Annotated in this window: 11 protein-coding genes and 2 pseudogenes; 10 read left to right on the top strand and 3 right to left on the bottom strand. The window is 63.3% G+C overall.

Annotated features, from left to right (window positions below):
- Positions 1-80 precede the first annotated feature (80 nt).
- From HD592_RS02630 to HD592_RS02600, 7 genes are all read left to right on the top strand, one after another.
- Entirely contained in the window at positions 81-419 is a 339-nt protein-coding gene (locus HD592_RS02630) for a hypothetical protein (RefSeq protein WP_184451683.1), read from the top strand.
- A 3-nt stretch (positions 420-422) separates the two neighbouring features.
- Positions 423-3,188 (top strand): hypothetical protein, encoded by a 2,766-nt coding sequence (locus HD592_RS02625; RefSeq protein WP_184451681.1) that lies wholly within the window; start codon positions 423-425, stop codon positions 3,186-3,188.
- A 92-nt stretch (positions 3,189-3,280) separates the two neighbouring features.
- Positions 3,281-3,835: a hypothetical protein gene (locus HD592_RS02620; protein WP_184451679.1), complete on the top strand. Its 555-nt coding sequence runs from the start codon at positions 3,281-3,283 to the stop codon at positions 3,833-3,835.
- Positions 3,836-3,892: 57 nt separating this feature from the next.
- Positions 3,893-4,552, top strand: coding sequence for a hypothetical protein (locus HD592_RS12330; RefSeq protein ID WP_184451677.1), 660 nt, complete (start codon positions 3,893-3,895; stop codon positions 4,550-4,552).
- Between the two features lie 156 nt (positions 4,553-4,708).
- Positions 4,709-5,260, top strand: a complete 552-nt coding sequence (locus tag HD592_RS02610) for a hypothetical protein (RefSeq protein WP_184451675.1) — start codon at positions 4,709-4,711, stop codon at positions 5,258-5,260.
- 465 nt (positions 5,261-5,725) lie between these two features.
- Positions 5,726-6,904 carry an IS256-like element IS1249 family transposase gene (locus HD592_RS02605; protein WP_005323424.1) on the top strand — a complete coding sequence of 393 codons (1,179 nt, stop codon included), beginning with the start codon at positions 5,726-5,728 and terminating at the stop codon, positions 6,902-6,904.
- Between the two features lie 113 nt (positions 6,905-7,017).
- Entirely contained in the window at positions 7,018-7,365 is a 348-nt protein-coding gene (locus tag HD592_RS02600) for a hypothetical protein (RefSeq protein ID WP_184451673.1), read from the top strand.
- Between the two features lie 337 nt (positions 7,366-7,702).
- Here the strand turns inward: HD592_RS02600 and HD592_RS02595 are convergent, their stop codons facing one another.
- The gene (locus HD592_RS02595) at positions 7,703-8,968 is read right to left on the bottom strand and encodes an SPFH domain-containing protein (RefSeq protein ID WP_184451671.1); all 1,266 of its coding nucleotides are present in this window, start codon (positions 8,966-8,968) and stop codon (positions 7,703-7,705) included.
- A 129-nt stretch (positions 8,969-9,097) separates the two neighbouring features.
- Between HD592_RS02595 and HD592_RS02590 the strand changes: the two genes are divergently transcribed.
- Entirely contained in the window at positions 9,098-10,201 is a 1,104-nt protein-coding gene (locus HD592_RS02590; protein ID WP_184451669.1) for a TFIIB-type zinc ribbon-containing protein, read from the top strand.
- 14 nt (positions 10,202-10,215) lie between these two features.
- Positions 10,216-10,695, top strand: a pseudogene (locus HD592_RS12570) (TPM domain-containing protein); the annotation flags it as partial.
- A 498-nt stretch (positions 10,696-11,193) separates the two neighbouring features.
- Here the strand turns inward: HD592_RS12570 and HD592_RS12115 are convergent.
- Together HD592_RS12115 and HD592_RS12110 are read right to left on the bottom strand one after the other, a co-directional pair.
- On the bottom strand, positions 11,194-11,796 hold the full coding sequence (locus HD592_RS12115; RefSeq protein WP_246429968.1) for a hypothetical protein: 603 nt from the start codon (positions 11,794-11,796) through the stop codon (positions 11,194-11,196).
- Positions 11,793-12,284: pseudogene (locus HD592_RS12110) on the bottom strand (5'-nucleotidase C-terminal domain-containing protein); the annotation flags it as partial. The gene HD592_RS12115 and the pseudogene HD592_RS12110, both read right to left, overlap by 4 nt.
- Before the next feature lie 1,116 nt (positions 12,285-13,400).
- On the opposite strand from HD592_RS12110, the gene HD592_RS02575 reads away from it, so the two are divergent.
- The gene (locus HD592_RS02575; RefSeq protein ID WP_184451662.1) at positions 13,401-14,576 is read left to right on the top strand and encodes a S8 family peptidase; all 1,176 of its coding nucleotides are present in this window, start codon (positions 13,401-13,403) and stop codon (positions 14,574-14,576) included.
- The last annotated feature ends 27 nt before the right edge of the window (positions 14,577-14,603 follow it).

Genomic DNA, 14,603 nt, shown 5'->3' with positions numbered 1-14,603 from the left:
TGACCCGTATCTTCTCAATCCACAGTCGAGCGCTTAACCTGGGGGGACTTCGACAAGGGCGGTATCGGAAGGGTGGCGTGATGGTTGGGCTTGAGTTTGATCGTGATGCTGTGGGGGTGAGTGCGAAACGGGATTGGGGTGATGCGGAGTCTTTCGCCTCGATCGGGGCTCGTTTCACGTCGCTGCCGCGCGGATTCCAGGTCGCCGCTGACGTTCCGGGAGCTGCGGGGGGAGGAACCAGCCGCTTGCGCAATGCGGTCGCAGATCATGTCGAGAAGATGCGGTGGGTGGTCCTGGAGTATTCCGACGCGTGCGCGACGCTCGGCTCAGGACAGGCCGAAGCGATCAAAGACTTCGACGCGACCGAGTATGAGACGAGTAGTGCTCTTTCGCGTATCACGCTCAGGCTGGGAGGCTGAATTATGGCAGGTTCAGATGTCATGCCCTTGCCCGAAGATACGCACGCGGGCGCAAGTGTCTTGTCTGAGGGCCTGCGTGCGATCGGAGCCGCGATCGCGAACACCCAGGTCGCCTCACACCACGGTAAGGAGGTCCCCGGGTGGATCGGTCAGGCCGCCGACGCGTACACGGACTCGGTCCTGCGCCTGGGAGAGCATGCCCGCGCCCTTGCTGATTCCTTCACGCCGGCCTCCTCGGCGATTGCGGACTGGGCCGACGCCCTTAGCGTCGCGATCTCTTCTACCGTCCCGGCACTGTGGGAACGCTATGACGAGGCGAGTGCGGTCTACGAACGCGCTCTTGCCTCCCTTGATGCCGAGATGGATACGCGCAGCGGCACTGATGACCCGATGCAGCACTACGAGTACGACCAGCGTCTGGGGCGCGCTGCGGGTGAACGCGATAGTGCTTACGACGATGCGCTCAGAGACTACCGTACGGCAATGAGTGAGCTGGACGCCCAAGCTGGGCGTGCAGCAACGGCATTGAGTGCCGCCCTCGAGTCGATCATCGACACGTCCCACGCTTCCTCGCGCACCGAAATCGCCGCCCATCTGTTCGATGACATCCCCCTCGTTGACGGACAGGCCGAATGGGAATACGCCCAAAAGATCGCGCCGAAGATCGCTCATTTCATGAATATGAACACTGTGACGCCCGAGCAGCTCGAAGAGTTCTACGAAAAATACGCGGGCTTGTTGGCCAATCCTTTTGTCGCCAATGCATTGAGCGAGCATGTGAGTGCGGGCCGCCTGGTCGAGTTCAGTACATTCGTCGGGACCGATCTTGCTCTTGCTCCAAAGACGCGCGAGGGGCTTTTGCTGAGTCTGGGAGCGGTCACAGTTTTGGCAACGGGAGGGATCAACACTTCTGATCCTCAGGCGGCTGCGGCCTTTGAGGCCGCCCGGGGCGGCCTGATCACTACAGGGGGTGTGAGTCTTGGCCAGCATACGCTCGAATACATTGACGATCTCAAGGCTGCGGGCCGGGCTACATACAACGCTTGGGAGATCAATGATCGGTCGGCCTACAACAAGGAGGTGTCCGGGTATGAGGTCATATTCCAATTGATGGGCATGGCCGGTGTCATGAATCCCAACCTTGCTCTCGGCCCGGCTTTCTTTGATACTCCCCCTTCCGGGGTCTCTTTGGCACAGGATCTGGTCCTGTGGGATTCGCAGACGCTCACCTGGAAGGGCCTGCACGGGTATATGGACAGTCCGCATGTGTTCTTTGGCGAGGCCGGCGACATGGTGTGCGATCCTTTGCACTCCATGTACACGCTCATGGACCGGCCCGAAAACCTCGATCTTTCCTGTGCTGACCCCGCGCTCATCGCGGGGGACCGTTTGCGCCTCGATGCCGTGCGGGGCTTCCTCGATTCTGACACTCCCGACGGTATGGACATCAATCATGATGGTGAGATCACCGGTGATGACAAGCCGAAGAACATGACCCGTTACCTGACGGGCGGGCGCACCGCATCACTGGACACCGCTATGAACGAGTACTACGGCTTCCAAGACGGGGGCGAGCAGTTCGGGCGGGTCCTTGACCAGGCGACCACCCCCGAGCCCTACCCCGATGGGGGGTTCGCCTCCAAGGCAGAGCTGCGCCACTGGCAAGAACGCGATGCGAAAATCACCAATATCGCCGCGAACTTCATGTTCGGCTACCAAGACGCTCTCGAAGAGGACCACGACTACGCGCTGTTCTCCGACAGCGACAAGATCGACGGCCAAGACGTCTACGGCTACCACAACCAGAACCTGCGCTCCTGGGCGGGCCTCATTCTCGCCGACCACATCGAGGGAATCGCCTGGACCCTCAACGACCATGGACTCTATGACGGCTACGTCCAAACAGACATCGACACGCACCACATCACCTTCGACGACGTGATGCGTCAAAAGCTGCTCGGCAAGAACGGGTTCTTCACCGACCTGGGTTTTGACGCCCCTGAAGTCAACGACAATGGGACACCTGAAGACCCCAGCGATGACTACTACACCAAAGGCCGAGCCCCGGCCTTGGACAACCTCACCTTGGCCGCCCAACACTCATACGCAGCCGAAATGGGCGCCGCCGTCGCCAAAACCGACCCCACCTTGGATGTCAGGACCGTCACCGACCGGTGGGCGCCCATCATGGAAGCCTTATTCACCGCCCCAGAAGACGCCACCAGCCAGGCCCTCGAGGCCCTCAACGCGCGCAATGAGCGTTGGCAGAACCTCATCAAGCTCGGCATCGGGGCACTTCCGGCAGGCAACCTCGTCTCTTCAGGCCTAGAAGGCGCCTCACAAGGCCTTGTGGGTTATTTCGCCGACCAAGCCCGCGACGGCGCCACCACTCACCTGCTCGACACCTACCTACCCACCCACAACACCAACGTAGCCGACCACGTCACCGCCGAAACCATGGTCGAAAAATACATGAAAGAATCCCTCTACTCGGCGATCAGCACCGACGGCGACCTCACCACCGCTTTTGAATCCCCCGCAGAGCACTCAGCAGGACTGCATAAAGGCTTCGGGTTTACCGATGCGAACGGCGACATCCTCCCCTACCACGACATGACCCCCAAACAACGAAGCGCATTCAGGGACTATGTGTCCGCCATGGGGCCCTCAACCGAATACGAGCAGGCCTTCAACCAGATTGACACCTCTGTCAACGATGCCCGTATAGCCCACGGCGACGCCCGCGTCATCACAGGAGGGAAAAGATGACCCACCCCCACCTCACCCGCAGAGGCGCGTGCGCCCTCACCCTCGCCCTATGCGCAGCCACTACCAGCGCCTGCACGCCCCAGGAGAACCCCATGTCCACAAACGCCCCCTCCACGTCCATCACAGTCACCCAAGACGAAGAAATCCCCATGACCTCCACCCTCCCCAAAGGATGGCACGCGCTGGAAGCCAATGGCTTCTCCCTGTCCTACAACGTCTCCTCCGACCCCGAAGACTCCCTCTACCACAACGCCGTCAACGCCCACCGCTACCGAAAGGCCGCGCTCAGAGAAATCTTCGCCCTCTACGGCGACCTCCCCGTCACCATTGATGTCGCCGAATGGGCCCGCAGCGACCGCATCGGCTCAGAAGAACTCGAAGGAAACAGTCACGTCGAAGACCTCCCACCCCGCATGATCGGAGGAGCCCCCGCCTACGGACACACCTTCATCGACTCCACAAAAGAGACTCCCGTGCGCAGGTGGGAGTGGCTCGTAGGACGCCCCGACGGAGTCTGGCGCATCCTGGCGACCTCGACTTCCACCAGTCCCGACATGCCCGTAGACGTCGCCCTCGTCATCAACACCATCACCTGGACCCCCACCACCACAACACCGCACTCCTCAGCCCCATCACCCACCCACTAAACACCCCACACACTGGAGACTCCCGGGCACTCACACAAGGAAGGAAGGGGGGAAGAAATGAAACGTCCGACTGTCATCCGCACCGGCGCGTGCGCCCTCACCCTCGCCCTATGCGCAGCCACTACCAGCGCCTGCACGCCCCAGGAGAACCCCATGTCCACAAACACCCCCTCCACGTCCATCACAGTCACCCAAGACGAAGAAATCCCCATGACCTCCACCCTCCCCGAGGGATGGTACGCGCTGGAAGCCGATGGCTTCTCCCTGTCCTACAACGTCTCCTCCGACCCCGAAGACTCCTTCTACCACAACGCCGTCAACGCCCAACGCTACGAAAAGAAAGTACTGAGAGAAATCTTCGCCCTCTACGGCGACCTCCCCGTCACCATCGATGTCGCCGAATGGGCCCGCAGCGACCGCATCGATACCGAGAACTCCGAAACAGACAGCCAAGTGGAAGACCTCCCGGTCCGCACGATCGGAGGAACCCCCGCCTACGGACACACCTACATCGACTCCACAAAAGAGACTCCCGTGCGCGTCTGGGAGTGGCTCGTAGGACGCCCCGACGGAGTCTGGATCATCGACGCGACCTCGACTTCCACCAGCCCCGACATGCCCGCAGACATCGCCCTCGTCATCAACACCATCACCTGGACCCCCACCACCACACCACAATCCACACCCCAATCCTCAACACCACCACCCACCCACTAAACACCCCACACACTGGAGACTCCCGGGCACTCACACAAGGAAGGAAGGGGGGAAGAAATGAAACGTCCGACTGTCATCCGCACCGGCGCATGCGCCCTCACTTTCGCCCTATGCGCGGTCACTATCGGTGCGTGCACGCCCCAGGAGGAGTCCCCCATGTCCGCTGCTTACCCTACGACTATCACCGTCACCCAAGACGAGGAAATCCCCATGACCTCCGCCATCCCCGAAGGATGGCACGTCCTGGAAGCCGATGGCCTGCCACTCTCCTTCAACGTATCCTCACACCCCGAAGATTCTCTCTACCACAACGCAGTCAACGCCCAACGCTACGACGCAAAATCACTCAAAGCCGCCTTGTGGATCTACGAGAAACCACCGACTGTGGACGTCGCCGAATGGGCCCGCAGCGACCGCATCGGTTCGGAGAACTTCGAGGGCTGCAGCCATGTCGAAGACCTCCCGGTCCGCCTCATCGGAGGAGCCCCCGCCTACGGCTACACCTTCATCGACTCCACAAAAGAGACTCCTGTGCGCAGGTGGGAGTGGCTCGTGGGACGCCCCGACGGGGTGTGGCGCATTAACGCGACCTCGACCTCGACCAGCCCCGACATGCCCGAAGACGTCGCCCTCGTCATCAACACCATCACCTGGGAAACACCCACCACCACAACACCCCAATCCTCAACACCACCACCCACCCACTAAACACCCCACACACTGGAGACTCCCGGGCACTCACACAAGGAACAAGGAAGGAAGGGGGGAAGAAATGAAACGTCCGACTGTCATTCGCACCGGTGTATGCGCCCTCACCCTCGCCCTATGCGCAGCCACTACCAGCGCCTGCACGCCCCAGGAGAACCCCATGTCCACAAACAACCCCTCCACGTCCATCACAGTCACCCAAGACGAAGAAATCCCCATGACCTCCACCCTCCCCGAAGGATGGCACGTCCTCACAGACAAAGCCCATACCCTCTCCTACGAAGTGTCCTCACACCCCGAAGACGGGTTAAGGGTCAAAAAGTGTGTCCGGAATCGCGGATTTTCACGGATTGACCTGTAGGTTTCCGGAAAGTATATGCTCCGGAAGCATATATCTAGCCCCCGACGGGAAATCCTCGGTGTGGCAGCCGTGATGTGCTATGCGCGGCGTGGTGTGGTGTCGCAATGTCGAAGAACCAACCACGCTGCCACTGCGGCGGTGAAATGAAACGCAACGGCACCACCAGCAAAGGCACCACCAGATGGCGCTGCAAACAATGCGGCGCCTCCAGCGTCAAACGTCGAAACGACATCACCAACGCGGCAGTGTTCACCCAGTTCATCGAGCATTGCACCACCGCAATATCACTCGACGACCTAGCCAAACGAAACGGTGTTAGCCGCGCCACCATGAAGCGGCGCTTCAAGTGGTGCTGGCTCGTTGATGTGCCTGACCCCACCGCCGGCCACCACAAGCGGATCTACGACCAGGTATTTCTCGATGGCACCTACACCGCCGGTGGCTGCCTGATCGTCGCGGCGACCATCGACCACGTGATCGCCTGGCACTGGTGCAAACACGAAACCACCCGCGACTACCAACTGCTGCTTGAACGCATCGAAGCCCCACTCATCGCCGTCATCGACGGCGGCCAAGGCGCATACAGCGCAATCAAAAAGTGCTGGCCGACTACGAAAATTCAACGCTGCCTCGTCCACGCCCAACGCGTGGTCCGCCGCTACACCACCACCAACCCACGCACCGATGCCGGGCGCACCATCTACCGACTTGCGCTGAAACTGACCCGGATCACCACACTGGATGAAGCCGCCGCGTGGGGTGTGCAACTGCACGAGTTTTCAACGATCTACCGGGAATGGATGAACGAGAAAACCATGATCAAAGACCCCAAAACAGGTGCATGGACCCGCGTGTGGACCCACCACAACGTGCGCAAGGCCTACAACAGCCTCAACCATCTTTGGCGGTCCGAGATGCTGTTTGTCTACCTCAACCCGCCAGCAGGAGTCCTTGCGCCCGAGCGGATCAAATCCACCACCAACAGCTTAGAAGGCGGCATCAACGCCCAGCTCAAACTGCTCGCCAGAACCCACCGCGGCAGATCAGGCGAACGACAACGCCGCATGCTGGATTGGTGGCTCTACTTAAAAACGGAACTGCCTGACGATCCAGTACGAATCGCCAGGCAGTCCGACTGGGGCCAGGGCCAACTCGCCAAAGTATCCACCCTGACCCAAACCGAGAACCAAGCCGACCACGAAACAGGACGCCCAGCCCTCTACGACAACGCTATCGACACCGACTACACCCACTCAATCGGCATTCAAAAAGGCCAAATCTAACCCCCGCGACACGCCGAGCCAGACACACATTTTGACCCTTAACCCCCGAAGACTCCCTCTACCACAACGCCGTCAACGCCCAACGCTACGACGCAAAATCACTCAAAGCCATCTTGTGGATCGACGAAAAACCCCCGACCGTTGATGTCGCCGAATGGGCCCGCAGCGACCGCATCAGCTCAGAAGAATTCGAAGGCTACAACCACGTCGAAGACCTCCCACCCCGCATGATCGGAGGAACCCCCGCCTACGGACACACCTACATCGACTCCACAAAAGACACTCCCGTGCGCGTCTGGGATTGGCTCGTAGGACGCCCCGACGGAGTCTGGCGCATCAACGCGATCTCGACTTCCACCAGTCCCGACATGCCCGTAGACGTCGCCCTCGTCATCAACACCATCACCTGGACCCCCACCACCACAACACCCCAATCCTCAACACCACCACCCACCCACTAAACACCCCACACACTGGAGACTCCCGGGCACTCACACAAGGAAGGAAGGGGGGAAGAAATGAAACGTCCGACTGTCATCCGCAGAGGCGCGTGCGCCCTCACTATTGCGTTATGCGCGCTCATAGCGGGTACGGATCCGAGAAGGCGCACACTTCGCGATGAGCCCAAACACCTGCCGCTTCCCTCTGTTCTAGGTGCACGCACTCAGCAAGTCTGATGCAAGCCGCGATATGCGCATGATCCCGGCGCTCCTCGGTGCGCGCACGGGCTCAAACCGCCCATGCACGGGGACGGCGCACCCCGAATCCGGGATGCGCCGCTCCTCAAGGGGCCTTCGTCTAGGGCCGCTCCTCGGAGGTTCCCTCGGCGGGAGGAAGGTTCTCGGGGGGAAGCTGGGCAGCCCCGGGCGCCGCCTGCCCCCAGACCTGCTGGGCCTCGGAGGCCGATTCCTGTCCACCCGGTTGAGGCATCTGCTGCGCCTGGCCCCACCCCTGAGACGGCATCTGCCCCTGCGCGGGCATCTGCTGCGGCTGACCCCAACCCTGCGGCTGACCCCAACCCTGCGGAGGAACCTGCTGCTGCGCTTGCCCCCAACCCTGCGGCGGCATCTGCTGGGGCTGGCCCCACCCCTGCGGCGGCATTTGGCCCTGCGAGGGCATCTGCTGCTGTTGCTGCCACTGCTGCTGTTGCATCTGCTGCTGGTTCGACTGCGAAGCGGCCTGCATGAAGCCGCCGCCCGCCTGCATGCCCATTCCCATGCCCATGAAGGCGATGCCGGCTCCGGCCTCGTTCGAACCGGCGGCCTCCATGCCGCGGGCGACCGTCCCCTGGACGTAGCCCTCGCGGACTGAGGGGTCGGAGAGCATCGCGCCCTGGTTGCGCATGTCGATGAGCTTGCGGGACTCGTCGTCGTAGGAGATCGAAGCGATGCCGACCGACTGGACCTCCATGCCGCGGCCGAGGAGCCAGTCGTCGTCGAGGGTGTCGCGCATGTACTTCGAGAGCTCGCGCATCTTCGATGCGACCTGGGAGATCCGGATCCCGTCGACGCTCATCTGATTGATCGAGGTCTGTAGAGCTTCGAGGAACTCCGACATGTACTGCTCTTTGATGTCGTCGATGTGCACGCGGATCGCGTCCCTGGGGATCGCCTGCTGGTAGAACAGGATCGGGTCGGCGATGCGGATCGAGAAGGTGCCGTGGCAGCGCAGGAAGAGTTCGGCGTTGTAGAAGGTGTCGAAGTAGTTGAGGGCGTTCGGCGTGCCGAACTTGATGCCCTTGATCTCCTGAAGGTTGACGTAGAAGATCTGCTGCTTCTGGGGGGTTCCGCCCCCGAACTTGAAGCGCTCCCACGAATCCATGAGCGTCCCCTTGAGGTCGCCCGAGAAGATCGTCGGCAGGCCGGCGTGGTTGACGCTGTACACGCCGGGCTGGGCCGAGAAGTCGGAGATCCTGCCGCCGTCGGTGAGGATCATCGCCTGATTGTCGTAGACGTGGATGACCGAACCGTTCGTCACGACGTCGTCGGTGCCCCTGCGGTTCGTGTTCCGGCGATCGTCTGCGCGAAGCTTCGCGCCCTTGGTGAAGACGATCCCCTCCCCCATATCGACGGCCTCGAAAGCGTCGAGATACTGATCGCCGAGATTCCCGCCGATAGCGTGGCGATTGCATACGGGGATGTCCGAGGCGGGTGCGAAGACGCGGCCCCTTGCGAGAATCGGGAGGAACGAGGCATGAGCGACATCCAGTACAAGTGCCCATCGTGCTCGGCGCCGATCGAATTCGATCCGACGAGCGGCCGCATGGTGTGCGCGTTCTGCGGTTCGCGTCACGAGGTCGAAACGGTCGAGCGTTTCAACGCGACGCCCTCGGCCCCCGCTCCGGGCAGCCGCGGGGCCGGCAACGCGTGGCGCGAATCGACGCCCGCGTACGTCGACCGGGGCGAGATCCCGCAGATGCAGACGCTCGTCTGCAATTCCTGCGGAGCCGAGATCGTCGCCGATCCGACGACCATCTCCACGCGCTGCGGCTTCTGCAACAGCACCTTCGTCGCCTCCGAGCGCATCCGCAATACGCGCATCCCGGACTTCATCATCCCCTTCGCCATCGACAAGGCGGGCATGCTCGACTCCTTCAAGAAGGCGACGCGCGGGAAGTTCCTGCTCCCGAAGGAATTCAGGGACAGGCACACCCTCGAGGAGGCGACCGGCGCCTACATCCCGTACTGGTATCACGACGGCACGACCTCGGGAACGATCGTCTACACCGCCGAGAACACCCGCACCTGGTCCGATAACGAATACGACTACACCGAGACGGACATCTACGAGGTGACGCGGGAGGTGAGCGCCGCCTTCACCGGTATCCCGGTCTGCGCCACGACGAAACTCGGCCCGAAGCGCTCCGAGGGCGTCGAGCCCTTCTCCCTGGAGGAGTCGAAGCCCTTCGCCACCCCGTACCTGTCGGGGTATGCGGCGACCGCCTACGACATCGAGGCCCGGGCGACGATCGCGCGCGCCGACGAACGCGTCAAGGCGACCGTGTCCTCGCTCGTGAGCGCTTCGGTCACGGGCTACAGCTCCGTGCGGCAGAGATCGGCGATGCTGAGCAGTGAGCATTCGGCGATCTGGTACGCCCTTCTGCCCGTGTGGCTGATCGTCATCGCCTACAACGGGAAGACCTACCCCTTCGCGATCAACGGCCAGACGGGCGAGGTCGTGGGCTCCTTCCCGATCAGCCAGGGGAAGTTGAGGCCCCTCCAGGTGGCGTTCGCGGCCTTCTTCTTCATCGTCTTCGGCGCCATCGCCTGGTTGATCCTGGGCTGGTTGGACCTGTGAGAAAGGTGCCCATCATGAATCCCACAATGAGCTCTCCAACCGAGACGCATCGGACCGCGCGCCTTGCAGCACTGGTCTTCGTCGCCTTCTGCCTCCTTCTGGCCGCGCCGCTCGGCGCAAACGCTTCGACCCGCCACGTGGTCGACGAGGTCGACTTCATCTCGGATGCGACCGAGGCCGAGCTCGAAGCGGAGATCGCTCGGATCTCGAAGACCTACGGTCAGGACGTCGTCGTGCTCTACCGGAATCTCAACGAGGGCGAGAGCCCCATGGCCGTCGCCGACGACTACTTCGATTACGAGGGTTACGGCCTGGGGGCCGAGCGTTCCGGCGTCCTCCTCCTCGTTTCGCCCTCGACCCGGGACTGGTGGGTCTCGACGCGCGGCGAGTCGATCCCCGCTTTCACGGACAAGGGCATCAAGGCCCTCGGCGAGATCCTCGCGGAGCCCCTGGGGGATGACGAGTGGGAGCAGGCGGCCCGCACCTACGTCGCGCAGACGGAGCGCTACATGGAGGCCGCCCGGAACGGCGCGCCGATCACGAGCGCCCCGAAGACCTGGAAGGACCGACTCATCCAGTGGGGCGGAGCGCTCGCCGCAGGGGTCCTAGGCGGCTTCGGGGCGGGGCGGGGACTCGTGCGGAGCCTCTTCGTCTCGAAGATGAAGAACGAGGGCCTCGAACCCGCGGCCTCCTCGTACGTGCATTCCGATGCCCTTCAGATCATCGGCGGTTCGGACGTGTTCATCACGACGAATACCACCCGGACGGCGAGGCCGGAGAGCAGTTCGGGGTCCTCGACTCACACCTCCTCCTCCGGAGCCACGCACGGCGGGGGCGGCGGCCCCGCTGTGCACGGGCGCCCGTCAGTGCGGGCATGGTCGCGCTGCGGAGCGCTGATTCGAACGGCGGGGCTCGGGGGTGCCGCCCCGCGGATCATTCCGCGGGGCGGCAGCCGGGCTTCCTCGGGCGATGGGCCCGAGCAAGCGCCGGTTTCAGCGCTTGCGCAGGCTGAGCGCGGCTCCCGCGAGCGCGAGGGCGAAGACGCCCGCGATGAGCCCGGAGCCGTCAACACCGGTCTTGGCAAGAGCCTGAGTCGTGGGCGCGGGCGCAGGGGCGGGTGCGGGCTCGGGTGCGGGAGCCGCGATCGGGCACGGCAGGTCCCGCGTCTGCCCGTCCGCGGTGGTGACCCTCAGGACGATGTCCGCGCACTTGCTCCCCTTGAACGGCGGATCGGCGCATTCGGAGACGAGCGTCCCGGCGGGGATGCGGATCCCCTTCAGGACAGCGGTCCCGGTGTCGGGGAGCTCGGCGGCGATGGCCGGGTCGACGTCCTGGCTCGCGAGGGTCGTGAAGGATCCATCGGGCATCTTGACGAGGGCGCTCACGGTCTTGGCCGCGGCTCCGCTCCCCTGCTCGCTGGTCGCCGAGAAGAGGAGACCGGCCAGGGAGATCGTCATCGAGCCGTCCTCCTCGACCTTGCCGGAGACTCCCACCTGGCGCTTGGCGAGGTCGGCCTTCGCGGGGGTCCCCTTGTCCGCGAGCTCCTTGAGGTAGGTCGAGGTCGCGGTCCGGTCGAGGATGCCGGTGTTCGTCATCGGCGCTTCGGACAGGACCGTGAACCCGTCGCCCCCCCCGCGAGGAGGAAGGAGTTCGAGGCGACGACGACGGGGTCGTCCGCCCCGAGCTCGACGCCGTCGACGAAGAGGCAGGAGATGACCCGCGAGCGGGCGTCATCGATCTGATCCTGGAGGCTCTTGATGAGCTCGGGGCGCTCCTCCTTGGGAAGGCCGTTGATCTGCTTCCAGTACCCCTCGAGCTCGGCGACCGCCGCCTGGTCGAGGCAGACCTTCACGTTGTCGGACACGCCCAGCATGAGCGCCGAGCGCGAGGTCGCGGGCTGGAACTGCTGGGCGAGGACCCTCTTGAGCTGGTCCGCCGTGTAGGTCCCGTAGCCCATCTCATTGCCGAAGGGCTGGACCGTGGAGCTCTGCCCCTCGGTGAGGTCGCCCGCCGCGTAGTCCGCGCGCACGCCACCGGGGTTCATGAGGCCGACGTGGTGCACGGCGTCCGGGACGATCCCGCCGGCCCAGGAGCGGAAGGAGTCGGCGAGGAGGTTGGATGCGGTGGATTCCGTGGAGCGGTTCGCCCCGTGTCCGTACCGGTGTTCGTGCCCCGCAGGAAGTCGGAGCCGAGCTGCGCGACGACCGCCTTACCGGCCGCCTCCGACTCGGTCTTCGCCTTGGCGACGATGGCCGCGACTCCGGGTGGCTCACGCAATCCGAGGCGCTCAGGTCCTTGTTCTCGGCGGTGACGGCCGCGATGGTCCACTCGTCCTCGGCGTTCTTCTTCAGGGAGAAGGAGATCTTTCCGAGGAGGGCGCCGTAATTCGCGGGCTGGACGACTGCGAAGGGCTTCCCGGAACGGTCGATGACCTGCGCGTATTCCAGGTGGGAATGGCCGCCGATGAAAGCGTCGACATCATTGGAGAAGCTGTTCGCGTTGAGGACGTCGATCGTCGGCTGATCCTTGAGGATGGAGGAGATGTAGGCGGAACCGCCCACATTGTCCCCGTTGGAGACGAAGAGGGTGTTCGCGTTCGCCGCACGCGCCTTGTCGACCTCGCAGGCCAGGGTCTGCGCACCGGGCTCCTTGACGGCGCCGGTCTTCTTGTCGACGACCCTTTCGATGTGCCCGTGGAAGTCGGTGATCGCAAGAAGATCGAGAGTCATCGACTCCCCGGGCGCGAGGGGCGCCTCGGGAGCGGGAGCCGCGTCGGCGGGCGTTTCGGCGGCCGCCGAAGAGCCCTCGGGAGCCGGATCAGCTCCGGTCCCGCTCTGCGGGGCCTCCGCCGAAACGGGTGCGGACTACGGGGCGTCGAGCGGTGCGGCGTCCTGCGCGAGGGCGGGCGTCGCCGCAGAGAATATGAGCGCGCTCGACGCCAGAAGGGAAATGGGAACTCTGCGTGTCATGGGACTCCTCTTCGAATCGCTGAGTAGCATCGCCTCCCCCGGAGGGGTGGCTTCACATGCTACTCGCCCTCGGACGCTCCCCGGCAGCGTTGAGAAAAAGCGGTCCCGCCCTCGTCGCCTCTCATCTCAGAAGCGGAGGCTTCAGAACGGAACCGGGATCTCAAAAGCACTTTTCGCTCCTCACCGGCCTCAGTATCATTGACGTCGACTGAGTCACTAGGAGAGAAGTCATGAAGCAACGTCAATACTCGCGACTCCTCGTACTTGCGGCGGCGATCGTCGCCGTCCTCGGATTGTGCGCCGCGCCGCCCGTTCGCGCCGAGGACACGATCACGACCCAGCCCTACGTCGATTTCCTCAACCTCCGCGCCCTCGACGATCTCGGTCTGTCCGGCGAGGGCGTGACGATCGCCCTCATTGATGCAGCAGTGGACCTGTCGGCACCCGAGTTGCAGGGGGCGGACATCACGAGCGTGTCGCCCTGCACCTTCACACCGGCGCCAAAGTCGATCACACACGGGACCGCGGTGGCCTCCATCCTGGTCTCGCCGGACTACGGGATCGCCCCGGGCGCGAAGGTCATCCATTACGCCATTCCCATGTGGCTTTCGGACACGCAGGCTGAGAAAGACATTGTGGACGATCCGTCGTGCACCTTCAGCGTTGGCCATGCGTTGCAACGCGCACTCGACGACGGTGCCGACATCATCTCCTACTCCGTGGCCGAAGGCTCGAGGGTCAATAGCGGCGCCGAGTTGGCGCGCGCCGACGTCGCTGGAGCCATCGTCGTCGCCGCCGTCGGCAACGACAACCAGGAGACCGATCCCACGTCTTTTGCCGCGACGAACCTCACGATCGGCGTCGCGGCAACGGACGCAAAAGGCGTGCGCTCGGAGTACTCCAACTACGGGAAGGGGACGACCATCGCCGCCTACGGAGGGCCGGTGAGCATTCGCAGATACGAGACGGGGACGATCTCTGACGATGCCAAAGGCACCTCTTTTGCCGCCCCGATGGTCTCAGGAATGCTTGCCTTGGCCAAGGAGAAGTGGCCCGAGGCGACGAACAGGCAGCTCATTCAGTCACTGGTCCGCACCGCGTCGCGCGATGACGGTGTCGAATGGGATCCTTGGTACGGCTACGGACTGGTCAATATCAACGGCCTCCTCAACGAGGATCCCACCGCTTTGCCCAATGTCAACCCCCTTGTGAACAAGAGCGAGGACTGGGTGCCCAGCGAGGAGTTCTACCACGAGTACCTCGACGGGCTCGTCGACCCGGGGGACTACATCATCAACGATCCCCAATACGTGTACCGCGGCACTTCCTCCGCCTACGTCGCCGCCAATCCCGACAAGAAGACGGCATATGGCACTTCGCCTCGATACCACCGGGATGAGAAATGACCTCCGCCGACTCCTCAAGACGACCGC

This window comes from Schaalia hyovaginalis (genome assembly GCF_014208035.1).
Classification (GTDB): domain Bacteria; phylum Actinomycetota; class Actinomycetes; order Actinomycetales; family Actinomycetaceae; genus Pauljensenia; species Pauljensenia hyovaginalis.
The sequence above is the reverse complement of the archived record's forward strand: the minus strand, read 5'-3'. Positions and strand labels throughout refer to the sequence as shown.